Below are 13202 nucleotides of genomic sequence, written 5' to 3' on the forward strand. Positions count from 1 at the left end.
CAGCATTCCTTTGATTGAAGGAAATGCCGGGTGCCTAATGACACCCGGCTGTGGCGATCAGTTACCGCCGCGCTGCTGTTGCAGCGTCGATTGCACAAGATCATAAAGATCCTGCGCAGGCAGACCCTGGGCGGTCATGTCTTCGATCCACTTCGCGCGAATCGGATCAGCGGCTTTGGCGCGAAACTCCTCAAGCACGGCATCGTCAATCTCGACCTTTTCAACGCCTTTCTCTGCCAGCACGCCATCCCACTTTTCAAGCAGTCCACCGTAGTTGGCCAGATAGTGATCGATAGCCTCATCAATCGAGCTGTCCAGCGCTTCGCGATGTTCGGCTGGCAGCGCTTCATAAGCGTCGATATTCACCACCACCGGACAATTTACCGTTCCAGGATTCAGATTGGCCGTCCACCAGTCAGCTTCGTTGATCGTCCCGAATGACAAATGCGCATGCTGAGCGAAGGCCACGGTATCGACCACGCCAGATTCCATCGCATTATAGGCTTCGGTCGCGGGCACGGACGTAGGTACGCCACCAACCGCCTCAAATGCTTGCCCCAAACCGCCAGTGGCGCGTACGCGCATACCGTCGAACTCGGCAAGCTCATCACGAGGGTCACCGGTGCCGACAAGGTTATATTGAGGCATCGGTGAAGTCATGATGATGCGCGCGTTCCACTGCGCCATCTCGTCCTTGACTGCTGGATGATCATAGACTGCGTGGCTGACGGCCACCTCTTCATCCAATGTGTTTACGCCAAGGAAGGGCAGTTCCAAAACGGTGATCGCGCGGTTCTTATCGCGGTGATAGCCCGCACAAAACTGCGCCATCTCGAACGCGCCAATCTCGATACCATCCAGGTTTTCCTTGGGCTTCGATAATCCGCCATAGCTAACATTGATGGTGAAATCGCCGCCGGTTTTTTCGCTCACCAGTTCAGCCAGTTTCTCAACATGCTCGGTAAATGCGCGGCGCTTACCCCAGACCGAGGCATTCCATTCGGTCGCGGCTGCTTCGGTGACAAACGCCACGCTCAGGGCGGCAAAAGCCGCACCGCTCAACATCTTTTTCATAGTGATATCTCCCTTAGTTGCGCCCCCTATCGGGATGCTTGATTGTGAAGCTAGCGCCAAGTCTAGAAGCTGCCAACCCCTGCGAGGAGAAGTGGTGTTATCGCCACCAGACTTCGAGATTAAAGTGAAGCTATCGGCCAAAGCCCCAGACACATGCCAATAAGCGCTTATGTCACTACATCTATCTTACTGTTTTAAAATATATTTTACGCACAATTTCAGATTTGTTTACAATACTAGTGCCGGAAATGAAATTTCTTTACAAATAAATCCAAGGATTATGGCAATTTATTTATTTCTTTTCTGATCCCCGTATTATTCAACTTGGGGAGGAACCGGATCGACATTGCCTGATCGGCTGGCAAAATCGATCCCATGTAATCCAGTCCAGAGGGAGGAGCTTCAAAGATGACTACCGCTGCCCAGGCAGATGCCAAGACATTTCCGCCATCCGCAGAAACTGTCGCCCGTGCGCATGTCGACGCCGACAAATACGCAGATATGTACGCTGCGTCGATCAACAACCCCGAAGCATTCTGGGATGAGCAAGGCAAGCGCGTTGACTGGATCAAGCCTTATACTCAGGTCAAAGACGTCAGCTATGATTTTGGTTCGGTTGGTATCAACTGGTATGCGGACGGCACGCTAAACGTCTCGGCCAACTGTCTTGACCGTCATTTGAATACGCGCGGCGATCAGACAGCGATCATCTGGGAACCGGATGATCCAAACGACGAAGCTCAGCACATTACCTACGCCGAACTGCACCGTCGCACCTGTCGCATGGCCAATATTCTCGAGTCGATGGGCGTGCGCAAAGGTGACCGCGTTGTAATCTATCTGCCGATGATCCCTGAAGCCGCCTATGCGATGCTGGCTTGTGCACGGATCGGAGCAATCCATTCGATTGTATTTGCTGGGTTTTCACCCGATGCGTTGGCAGCCCGAGTCAACGGATGTGATGCCAAGGTCGTCATCACTGCCGATGAGGCACCACGTGGTGGCCGCAAGACTCCGCTGAAGTCCAACGCAGACGCGGCCCTGCTGCACTGCAAAGACAGCGTGAAATGTCTGGTGGTCAAACGCACCGGTGGGCAGACCACTTGGATTGATGGCCGCGACTATGATTACAACGAAATGGCGCTTGAAGCGGATGACTATTGCGCACCCGCCGAGATGAATGCCGAAGATCCGCTGTTCATTCTCTATACTTCCGGTTCGACCGGTCAGCCCAAAGGTGTCGTCCATACGACCGGCGGTTATCTGGTCTATGCCGCGATGACGCATGAGATCACATTCGACTACCATGAAGGCGACGTTTACTGGTGCACCGCCGATGTCGGCTGGGTCACCGGCCACAGCTATATCGTCTATGGCCCGCTGGCCAACGGAGCGACCACACTGATGTTCGAAGGCGTGCCGACCTATCCGGATGCATCACGCTTCTGGCAGGTGTGCGAAAAGCACAAGGTGAACCAGTTCTACACCGCTCCGACGGCAATTCGCGCTCTGATGGGTCAGGGTACCGAGTTCGTCGAGAAATGCGACCTGAGCGATCTCCGGACGCTGGGCACAGTCGGCGAGCCGATCAACCCGGAAGCCTGGAACTGGTACAATGAAGTTGTTGGCAAAGGCAAATGCCCGATTGTTGACACCTGGTGGCAGACCGAAACCGGCGGTCACTTGATGACCCCCCTGCCCGGTGCGCATGCGATGAAGCCGGGCTCGGCGATGAAACCGTTCTTCGGCATCCAGCCGGTGGTTTTGGACCCGCAATCCGGTGTTGAGATCGAGGGAAATGGCGTTGAGGGTGTTCTGTGCATCAAAGACAGCTGGCCCGGTCAGATGCGCACCGTCTGGGGCGATCATGAGCGGTTCGAGAAGACCTATTTCTCGGACTACAAAGGCTACTACTTCACCGGCGATGGCTGCCGTCGCGATGAGGATGGCGATTACTGGATCACTGGCCGCGTCGATGATGTAATCAACGTCTCCGGCCACCGGATGGGCACGGCCGAGGTGGAAAGCGCGCTGGTCGCCCATGCCGCCGTCGCCGAGGCCGCTGTGGTTGGTTACCCCCATGAAATCAAAGGGCAAGGCATCTATTGCTATGTCACTTTGATGAATGACCGCGAGCCGTCGGATGAGTTGCTGAAAGAGCTGCGCACCTGGGTCCGGACCGAGATCGGCCCGATTGCCTCGCCTGATGTGATCCAGTGGGCCCCCGGCCTGCCCAAGACTCGCTCGGGCAAGATCATGCGCCGAATTCTGCGCAAGATTGCCGAGAACGACTTTGGTTCGCTTGGCGATACGTCGACCCTGGCCGATCCGTCAGTGGTCGAAGACCTGATCGAAAACCGGGCAAACAAGTGAGGATGTGATGGACGCTGCCACGACCATATCCCCCGCTGTTCTGATCCTTCTCGGCCCTCCGGGCGCCGGGAAGGGTACGCAGGCTCGTATGCTTGAAGAGAAGTTCGGGCTTGTACAACTCAGCACCGGTGATCTGCTGCGTGACGCGGTCGCCGCAGGTACCGAGGCTGGTAATGCTGCCAAAGCGGTTATGGAGGCAGGCGATCTTGTCAGCGACGGCATCGTCATCGCGATCCTGCGCGACCGCATGGCAGAACCGGACTGCGCCAAGGGCGTCATACTAGATGGTTTCCCCCGGACCACAGTCCAGGCCGAGGCTCTTGATGGTCTGCTCGCGTCTTCAGATCAGAAGATCAACGCGGCCATCAGCCTTGAAGTTGAAGACGCCGAGATGGTGACGCGGATTTCGGGTCGCTACACCTGCGCTGGATGCGGTGAGGGCTATCACGACACGTACAAGCAGCCCGTCGAAGACGGCAAATGCGACAAGTGCGGACACACAGAATTCAAACGCCGCGCCGACGACAATGCCGAGACGGTCGCGTCGCGTCTGGCGGCCTATCACGCGCAGACCGCACCGCTGATTGACTACTATCAAGCCCAAGGTGTGCTGAAAGGCATCGATGCCATGGGTCAGATCGACGACATCGCGCAAGACCTTCAAGGGATTGTCGGCGAGGTCATGAAATAAGGGGAGGAGATAAGCCCTAGGGCTTTGATCCTAAATCAGAATACTTCAATGGACCCGCCCTGGCGGACCAGAGAAGTTATGCCTGACGTCACGGGGCGTTTGGCACAACCGAGAAGCGGCCCACCGCACTGGAGGAGTTGGGCAATGGGCCGCCAATGAGGGAAGCGAAGGAGGAACCCGCGATGGCGGATCATTCAACAAACTCCGCGCAGACTGCTGAAGCCGACAAGGGCTATTGGCAGGCCAACCTGCGCCTCATCTACATCAGCCTCGCGATTTGGGCGCTGGTGTCGTTTGGATTCGGCATTCTGCTGCGTCCGCTGCTGTCCGGCATCGCCGTTGGCGGTACAGATCTGGGCTTTTGGTTCGCTCAGCAAGGATCGATCCTGGTCTTTCTGGTGCTGATCTTCAACTACGCCTGGCGCATGAACAAGCTCGACGCTGAACACGGCGTGGACGAGGAGTAATAGGCATGGATCAGTTTACCATCAACCTGCTGTTTGTGGGCGCGTCTTTTGCGCTTTACATCGGCATCGCGATCTGGGCCCGTGCGGGTTCCACATCGGAATTCTATGCCGCCGGTCGCGGCGTTCATCCGGTCACCAACGGTATGGCGACAGCGGCGGACTGGATGTCTGCGGCCTCGTTCATCTCGATGGCGGGCCTGATTGCCTTTACCGGCTACGACAACTCGACCTTCCTGATGGGTTGGACCGGTGGCTACGTGCTGCTGGCCCTGCTGCTTGCGCCCTACCTGCGTAAGTTCGGCAAGTTCACCGTGTCGGAATTCATCGGCGATCGTTTCTACAGCCAGACTGCACGTATCGTTGCGGTGATCTGTCTGATCGTTGCGTCGGTGACCTACGTGATCGGTCAGATGACCGGTGTTGGCGTGGCCTTTGGCCGCTTCCTCGAAGTGTCCAACACTACAGGTCTGCTGATCGGCGCCGGCGTTGTGTTTGCCTACGCAGTGTTTGGTGGGATGAAGGGCGTGACCTACACTCAGGTCGCTCAGTACTGCGTGCTGATCACCGCTTATACCATCCCGGCCATCTTTATCTCGCTGCAGCTGACCGGCACGCCTGTTCCGGCGCTGGGTCTGTTTGGTGACACCGCCAGCGGTGAACCCCTGCTGACTAAGCTGGACGCCATCGTGACCGAGTTGGGCTTCAACGACTACACGGCTCACCACTCGAACACGCTGAACATGGTGCTGTTCACCTTGTCGCTGATGATCGGTACAGCTGGTCTGCCGCACGTCATCATGCGCTTCTTCACCGTTCCCAAAGTGTCTGACGCACGTTGGTCGGCAGGCTGGGCGCTGGTCTTCATCGCTCTGCTGTACCTGACGGCTCCTGCTGTTGGTGCAATGGCGCGCCTGAACATCACCGACATGATGTGGCCCAATGGTGGCATCGAAGGTGGCGCTGTTTCGGTTGAGGAAATCGACAATGATCCGCGTTACGACTGGATGGCCACTTGGCAGAAAACCGGTCTGCTGGATTGGGAAGACAAGAACGGCGACGGCAAGATCCAGTACTACAACGACAAATCCGAGGCGATGACTGCAATCGCCGAAGAAAAAGGCTGGGTCGGTAACGAGCTGACCAAGTTCAACCGCGACATCCTGGTTCTGGCCAATCCTGAGATTGCCAACTTGCCAGGTTGGGTGATTGGTCTGGTCGCTGCTGGTGGTCTTGCGGCTGCTCTGTCAACCGCTGCGGGCCTTTTGCTGGCGATCTCGTCGGCTGTGTCCCATGACCTTGTCAAAGGTGCAATCAACCCGTCGATCTCTGAAAAGGGTGAACTTCTGGCGGCACGGATTGCCATGGCTGTAGCCATCGTGGTTGCAACCTACCTGGGTCTCAACCCTCCGGGCTTTGCGGCACAAACCGTGGCCTTGGCCTTTGGTCTGGCAGCAGCCTCGATCTTCCCGGCGCTGATGATGGGGATCTTCTCGACCCGCATCAACAACACCGGCGCGGTTGCAGGTATGCTGGCTGGTCTGACCGTAACCCTGGTCTACATCTTCCTGCATAAGGGCTGGCTGTTCATTCCGGGCACCAACTCGTTCACCGATGCTGATCCGCTTCTGGGTCCGATCAAGTCGACCTCGTTCGGCGCCATCGGTGCGATGATCAACTTCGGCGTCGCCTACGTCGTTGCCGGTATGACCAAAGAGACTCCGCAGGAGATCAAAGATATGGTCGAAAGCATTCGCATTCCCCGTGGTGCGGGCGCAGCTCAGGATCACTGAGTGTGATGCGGTCGGCGGCTCTTGTCTTCGATCGCATCTTTCGACTTACTGTTCCCGCCCGGCACACCACCGGGCGGGATTTTTTATTCGGAACTCCGGAGAGCGTAAATGCCCCTGTCCCATGACGAAATCACCCGGTTTCTGAAGTCTGTACACCCCTATGACTCGTTGCCCCATGATGCTTTGGACGATCTGGCCAAGCAGATCGAAGTGCGCGAAGTCGATGCCGATGGCAGCATTTACCAGTTGGGCAACGCTCTGCCCGGCGTCTTTGTGATCTATGAAGGACAGGTAGAAATTACCGATGAGAACGGCGCTGTCGTTTCGCATCTGGGATTGCGCAATTCTTTTGGTGAGCGCGGATTGCTGAAGGACGGCAAAGCCGCCACACATGCGCGCGCGCACACGCCGTCAGTGTTGATCGTGTTGCCGCCAGACCTTGTGAAAAACCTGATCGAAGGTCACGATGTGGTGTCCAAGTTCTTTAACCGTTCACGCGGAGGGCGGAGCGGACCGCAAAGCCTGGCTACCAGTGCAATTGATGTGCTGATGGCTCGTGACCCTGCCACCTGCCCGCCCGATACTCCGGTTCAAAACGCCGCGCAGATCATGCGCGACCGCCATATCTCATCGCTTTGCGTGACCGAAGGGGACAGATTGTTGGGTATCGCAACCCTCCGCGATATTTCCGGCAAATACGTCGCCGAGGCGATGCCCGCTGACACCGCGGTTTCGGCGATCATGACCGCCGATCCAATCATTCTTGCCCCGACAGATATCGGCTCGGACGTATTACACGTGATGATGGAACGTGGCATCGGTCATATTCCAATTTCCGAGGCCGGTAAGCTGGTCGGAATCGTAACCCAAACCGACCTCACCCGCTATCAGGCGGTCAATTCTGCCGAGTTGGTAGGACGAATTGCCCGCGCCGACAGCCCGCAAGAGATGGCTCAAGTCACCGCTGAGATACCACAACTGCTGGTCCAACTCGTCGCGGGTGGCAACCGGCACGAGATCGTTACACGGCTGATCACCGACATCGCAGACACTGCGACGCGGCGGTTGCTGGCACTGGCTGAGGCTGAACTGGGTGCGCCGCCAGTGCCCTACTTGTGGCTTGCTTGCGGCTCGCAAGGACGGCAGGAACAGACCGGAGTTTCTGATCAGGACAATTGCCTGATGCTAGATGACAGTGTGGCGGACGGCGATATGGCCTACTTCGCTGCGCTGGCCAAATTCGTCTCAGACGGGCTGGATACCTGCGGTTATTTCTATTGCCCCGGTGACATGATGGCGACCAACCCTCGCTGGTGCCAGCCCGTGCGCGTCTGGCGCGAGTATTTCAATGGCTGGATTGCCAAACCCAACCCCGAGGCGCAAATGCTGGCCTCGGTGATGTTTGACCTGCGGCCCATCGGAGGGTCCTTCGATCTGTTCACCGACCTGCAGGCCGATACGCTGGCGGCAGCCAATGCGAATTCGATCTTTGTCGCGCATATGATTTCGAACTCACTGAAACACACGCCTCCTCTGGGCCTGCTGCGTGGATTCGCCACCATACGTTCGGGTGAGCATCGCAATACGCTCGACCTCAAGCATAATGGCGTGGTGCCTGTCGTGGATCTGGCACGCATCTACAGCCTGCAGGGACAATTAACCGAAGCGAACACCCGCGCCCGTCTTAGCGCCGCCGAGGCTGCGGGTGTGCTCAGCGCGTCCGGCGCACGCGATTTACTGGACGCATATGACCTAATCGCTGAGACCCGATTGGAACATCAAGTGCGTCTGGTCAAATCCGGGGATGCACCGGACAATTACCTGCCACCCGCTGAATTGTCGGACTTTGAGCGAAGTCATCTCCGCGATGCCTTTGTCGTGGTAAAAACCATGCAATCAGCGGTTGGCCATGGCAAAGGAATGCTGGGTTAAGAAACTGGAAATGAACGGAGAAATCACATGTTTCTGGAACTGATCGGCACGATTTTTGCAGGCTTTGCCTTTGCGGGTGTCGTGATGGTGGTGAACAAGCTGACCGGGGGCCGCTTGCCCAAATGGGCCGCGCCGGTTGCGGCAGGTGCGGGGATGATCGGTATGACGATTACCAGCGAGTATTCTTGGTATGACCGTACGCGCGACCAACTGCCCGACAGCCTCACCATCGTGCAGGAGGTGGAAAGCCGCGCCTTTTATCGCCCTTGGACGTATGCCGTGCCCTTTGTCGACCGCTTTGCTGCGATCGACGCCACATCGGTACGCACCAATGCCAATTTGCCGGACGAGCGTCTGGTTGATCTTTACTTTTTTGGTCGCTGGGCACCGGTCTCGAAGATGCCGGTCGCTGTAAACTGCGCCGAAAACAGCCGCGCCAACCTGGCAGACGGGGCCGAATTCGCCGATGACGGACGTTTGCTGAACGCCAGCTGGATCAAGATCGACGCTGAAGATCCGGTAATCGAGGCAACCTGCGGGGTCTGACCATGTTGAACCATCTGAGCCTGCGCCTGAGGGTGTTCCTGTTCTTCCTATTACTTGCGGCAGGAGGGCTGATCATCAGCACCCTGGCTTTGTGGGTCGGTTATCAGAGGGCAAGTGATCCTGCTCTTATGGATGCGTTCATCTTCGCAGAGATACTGATCGCTTTTGGAATGTTGGCGCTAGTTGCCGGAGTCTGGCTTCTTTTTGATGACAACGTTGCAAAACCGATCGAGCGGCTCTCGGCCCAACTCCGGGCGCGCGCACACGCCGGGGTCAGCACGGATTTGGACCTTCAGGCGGCGCGTTATTTGGGCGATCTGGCCCCAGCCGCCGCTGGACTGGCCGAACAACTAGCTGCCAACGCCATGACCACGGCTGAGGCCGTGGCCGCGGAAACGGCCCATCTGGCCTCGGAAAAACAACGTCTAACGGCGCTGCTGACCGAGATTCCGGTTGCAATGCTTTTAGCCGGACCGAAGCATCAGATCGTTCTATATGACGCGCAGGCGGCTGAGGTTTTGGCACAGATCGCACATCCCCGGCTAAACGCCTCGCTGTTTGACTACCTCGAAGCAACCGGTCTGACGGATTCCTATGCGAAACTGATAAAAACCGGTAAAGACGTCCATTGCACACTGACCAGTGTCGATGGGCGGCAATCGTATTCAGCCCGTATGAAACCATTGGGCGATGCCCCCGGTTACATGCTGGTCTTCGATGACAGTGCCGCGCAAATCGATCCCGACGCGGCCCGCCCGCTGGTTTACGATTTCGAACTTCTCGACACACCCGGTGACGACGCGTTTGAAGATAGACCCCTGTTGGACCTCTGCTTCGTAGTCTTTGACACCGAAACCACGGGCCTGCTCCCGCATAAGGATGAGATCGTACAGATCGGTGCTGTGCGCGTCGTAAAGGGTAAAATCGTCGAAGGCGAACGGCTTGATACCCTGGTCGACCCCGGCATCCCGATCCCCCCAGCTTCAACCAAAGTGCATAAGGTCAGCGACCGGATGGTTCAGGGTGCGCCTGATATTGCCGAGGCCGGTCGCAGCTTTCACCAATTTGCCCGGGATGCCGTCATTGTTGCCCACAATGCACCATTCGACATGGCTTTCCTGCGCCGCCATGCCGAGCGTATGGGGGTGGAATGGAGCCACCCCATTCTGGATACGGTCCTGCTGTCGGCGGTGCTGTTCGGGGCAAGCGAAACGCATACGCTGGACGCTGTCTGCGAACGGCTTGGCATAACAATTCCCGAAGCCCTGCGTCACACGGCCTTGGGTGATGCCGTCGCGACCGCCGAAGTGCTGGTTCGGATGCTACCAATGCTTACGGCCCGTAATTTGGTGACCTTTGGCGACGTCATCACCGAGACTCGCAAACACGGACGGTTGCTTGAAGACCTGAACTGACCAGAAATTGCTACCACCACCGCAGCTTTCCGTAGACAATTCTGGCGTCGCGTGGCACCTGAGACAGGCCCATGTACGAGCGCGCGATGACTGAAAAGACCTTCATTCCCAGCCCCGAGCAAAGCCTTGCCTTTCGCGAGGCCCTGAGCTGTTTCGGCACCGGCGTCACCGTTGTGACCACAAATACCTCCGAGGGCCCTGCAGCAATCACGGTGAACTCATTTGCGTCTGTATCGCTGGACCCGCCGCTGGTCCTGTGGTGTCTTGATCGGGATTCGAACCGGTACGACGCGTTCCACAACTGCGAATATTACGCGATCCACGTAATGGCGCAGGACCAGCACGACCAAGCATTGCAATTCGCGCGAAACGGGTTCGATTTTTCCCATGCGGATTGGCAGGAGGATGACGCCGGGCGTCCCCGACTTGCGGAATGCCTCGCCCGCTTCGATTGCCGTCTTTCGGCCCGGCATGAGGCAGGTGACCACCTGATCCTTGTTGGTCATGTTGAACAGGTCATGCATCGCCCAGGTCAGGGGCTGATCTTCAAGCGCGGACAATTCGGCGGCTTCGCCGATCTGATCTAATCGTCCAGCGAGCCGTGGACGGCCAACGCTTCAAGTTGCGCCTCTTGCGGGGCGATCACGCGGAATGCCTCGTGCACGCCTGCACCCGTCAGCTCTCGGGCGACGGTCAGCAATGTGTTCGGGGCATGATCTTCGCACAGCTCGGACATATGCGAGATTTCGGCCTGCGCCACTTCTAACGCGGCTTCAACCGAAGGCGCGCCGTAGAATTGCACGAAATGCTCGGCCAGATATTGCGTGATCTGGTTAATCTCGGCCTGCTCGACCCGCGTAACGGCAACAAATGTAACGCGCCCGAAGGTTTCAAGCCCCAGCCATCCATTGGCAAAGGCCTGACGCGCCTTACCTTCCAGATCAGCCTCACTCCAGTTCGAAAACTCGAATCCGCCCGAGATGCACCATTCACCGGTTCTTGCGGGTGAATGAAACACGTTCATATCGCTTTCATCAAAATGGATAGCACGGGCGAGTTTCATCTGGCGGTCTCCAATAATTCTGTCAGGGGGCGTATATGTGTGTCCGCGCCGTCGCGGATCAGCATACCGAAGCGCTCATCGGTGCCCAGAAAGACACCCCCTTCTGCAATAGGTTCTCCGACACCGCGCAGCAGCCCCATCCACTCTGCGTGAAGCGGCGCGTTACCGTCCTCGTTCCAGCGGTTCAACCAGGTCAACATGTGACGCGACCAGCTCTCGACCAACTGCGTCGCAGAAACCTCGGCGCATCCTTCATCATAGAGCGAGGTAACATCCGGTGTTTCCCCCGGTGCATCGCTGGTTTGAAGCAAGGCCAGTTCCCAACCAACGATCAGCCAATCGGGAACCTCATCCACCTCGGCAGACGAGGCTGAGACTTTTATTGTCCCACATTTTGCACCGTTTACACAGATCAGCCCATCCCAACCCAAGTGCACCGCGACCTCGGGCGGGGCCAGCGCGCCCAGCGCATTCTGGAACCCGACAGCACAAAGCGGCAGCATCGCCATAGCATCCTGCAACGGAACCTCGGGCGCGAATACAATCGCAACGCGCAGACGATCCGCCTGAATATTGTGGACCACAGTTCCCGCGTCACAGCCCAGCGCTGCCATCGCCTGGGCACGCTCGAACGGGTCTTCGCCAGCCTTGGCAGGTTGCCCTTTGAGCAATGGGGGAAAGACCGGCTGGGTCACGCGTTGCCCTTGGCAATCATGTCGCGGGCGATCTTGCGGAAGGCTTCGGCTTGCGGGCTGTCAGGTTTGCTGACAACGATGGGGGCACCCCCGTCGGCGGCAACTCGGATATCCAGATGCAGCGGAATTTCCCCTAGCAATGGCACGCCCAGCGCCTCGGCTTCTGAGGCAACACCGCCATGGCCAAAGACATGTTCTTCGTGTCCGCAATTCGAGCAAATATGCGTCGACATATTTTCGATCATCCCAACAATGGGCGTCTTGAGCTGGTTGAACATATCGATCCCCTTGCGGGCGTCGATCAAAGCAACATCCTGTGGGGTTGAGACGACAATGGCTCCATCCACCTGAAACTTTTGGCTCAGCGTCAGTTGCACATCGCCGGTTCCGGGGGGCAGATCAACGATCAACACATCCAATGCGCCCCATTGCACCTGACTCATCATCTGCTGCAAGGCGCCCATCAGCATGGGGCCACGCCAGACAACCGCCTGCCCTTCGTTGGTCATTAACCCCATCGACATCATGGTGACACCGTGATTGCGCAGCGGTAGGATCATCTTGCCATCTGGGCTGGCCGGTCGCCCCGACACGCCCAGCATCCGGGGTTGTGAAGGGCCATATACGTCTGCGTCCAACAGGCCTACGCGACGGCCTTCAGCTGCCAGCGCGCAGGCAAGGTTGGCCGACACGGTGGACTTGCCCACGCCACCCTTGCCCGACGCAACCGCGATGATCCGGTCCACACCGGGAACGGCCTGCGGTCCGGTTTGTGAGGGCTTGGGCTTGGGCTTCAAATCAGGCGGCGCCTTGTCCGAATGCGCGGTCAACATTGCCGAGACCTTGGAAACACCATCAACCATCTGCGCCGCCTGTTCGGCTGTGGCTCGTACGGGCTCCATCTTCTCGGCCTGTTTGGGATCGATCTCCAGCACAAACCGAACGGTATCGCCTTCAACATTCAATGCACGCACGATACCCGCGCTCACAATATCCTGACCAGAAACCGGATCGGTAATCTTCTTCAAGTTTGCTAGAACTGCATCACGGATGCTCATGCCGTCTTCCCCTTGATCCGCCCCGCGCTGGGCGCCTTGCGTATCGACAGAATATAGTCGCCGCTCATTGCATGTGTCTCCGTCTCATTTTGTACATT

General features: G+C 57.6%; 12 protein-coding genes. 8 read left to right on the plus strand and 4 right to left on the minus strand.

Features of this window, described 5'->3' with window-relative positions; all coding sequences use genetic code 11:
• Window positions 1–57: 57 nt before the first annotated feature.
• Window positions 58–1074 (minus strand): C4-dicarboxylate TRAP transporter substrate-binding protein, encoded by a 1017-nt coding sequence (locus ACR0MJ_RS06580; RefSeq protein ID WP_480760018.1) that lies wholly within the window; start codon window positions 1072–1074, stop codon window positions 58–60.
• 408 nt (window positions 1075–1482) lie between these two features.
• On the opposite strand from ACR0MJ_RS06580, the gene acs reads away from it, so the two are divergent.
• The 8 genes from acs (at window position 1483) to ACR0MJ_RS06620 (ending at window position 10875) form a co-directional block, all read left to right on the plus strand.
• Window positions 1483–3447, plus strand: a complete 1965-nt coding sequence (gene acs, locus ACR0MJ_RS06585; protein WP_480760023.1) for an acetate--CoA ligase — start codon at window positions 1483–1485, stop codon at window positions 3445–3447.
• A 7-nt stretch (window positions 3448–3454) separates the two neighbouring features.
• Window positions 3455–4138, plus strand: coding sequence for an adenylate kinase (locus ACR0MJ_RS06590; RefSeq protein WP_170393348.1), 684 nt, complete (start codon window positions 3455–3457; stop codon window positions 4136–4138).
• A 182-nt stretch (window positions 4139–4320) separates the two neighbouring features.
• A complete protein-coding gene (locus tag ACR0MJ_RS06595; RefSeq protein WP_010439512.1) occupies window positions 4321–4605 on the plus strand; it encodes a DUF4212 domain-containing protein in 285 nt (94 codons plus the stop codon).
• 5 nt (window positions 4606–4610) lie between these two features.
• Window positions 4611–6395 carry a sodium:solute symporter family protein gene (locus tag ACR0MJ_RS06600; RefSeq protein WP_170393349.1) on the plus strand — a complete coding sequence of 595 codons (1785 nt, stop codon included), beginning with the start codon at window positions 4611–4613 and terminating at the stop codon, window positions 6393–6395.
• Window positions 6396–6503: 108 nt separating this feature from the next.
• On the plus strand, window positions 6504–8327 hold the full coding sequence (locus ACR0MJ_RS06605) for a DUF294 nucleotidyltransferase-like domain-containing protein (RefSeq protein ID WP_170405191.1): 1824 nt from the start codon (window positions 6504–6506) through the stop codon (window positions 8325–8327).
• A 27-nt stretch (window positions 8328–8354) separates the two neighbouring features.
• On the plus strand, window positions 8355–8873 hold the full coding sequence (locus ACR0MJ_RS06610; RefSeq protein ID WP_170393351.1) for a hypothetical protein: 519 nt from the start codon (window positions 8355–8357) through the stop codon (window positions 8871–8873).
• A 2-nt stretch (window positions 8874–8875) separates the two neighbouring features.
• Window positions 8876–10288, plus strand: a complete 1413-nt coding sequence (locus ACR0MJ_RS06615) for a 3'-5' exonuclease (RefSeq protein ID WP_170405188.1) — start codon at window positions 8876–8878, stop codon at window positions 10286–10288.
• A gap of 86 nt (window positions 10289–10374) precedes the next feature.
• Window positions 10375–10875 (plus strand): flavin reductase family protein, encoded by a 501-nt coding sequence (locus ACR0MJ_RS06620; protein WP_170405186.1) that lies wholly within the window; start codon window positions 10375–10377, stop codon window positions 10873–10875.
• On the opposite strand, the gene ACR0MJ_RS06625 is transcribed toward ACR0MJ_RS06620, so the two are convergent.
• Genes ACR0MJ_RS06625 through ACR0MJ_RS06635 form a run of 3 tightly spaced genes read right to left on the minus strand, consistent with a single transcriptional unit; the run spans window position 10872 to window position 13104 of the window.
• Window positions 10872–11351 (minus strand): DUF6505 family protein, encoded by a 480-nt coding sequence (locus tag ACR0MJ_RS06625; protein ID WP_170405182.1) that lies wholly within the window; start codon window positions 11349–11351, stop codon window positions 10872–10874. The genes ACR0MJ_RS06620 and ACR0MJ_RS06625 overlap by 4 nt on opposite strands.
• Entirely contained in the window at window positions 11348–12046 is a 699-nt protein-coding gene (locus ACR0MJ_RS06630; RefSeq protein WP_480760026.1) for a biotin/lipoate--protein ligase family protein, read from the minus strand. Before ACR0MJ_RS06630 ends, ACR0MJ_RS06625 begins: the two co-directional genes overlap by 4 nt.
• Complete coding sequence (locus tag ACR0MJ_RS06635) at window positions 12043–13104, minus strand: Mrp/NBP35 family ATP-binding protein (protein ID WP_480760028.1); 1062 nt, start codon at window positions 13102–13104, stop codon at window positions 12043–12045. The genes ACR0MJ_RS06630 and ACR0MJ_RS06635 overlap by 4 nt, the downstream gene beginning before the upstream one ends.
• Between the last annotated feature and the right edge of the window lie 98 nt (window positions 13105–13202).

The organism is Ruegeria sp. C6 (assembly GCF_056537625.1).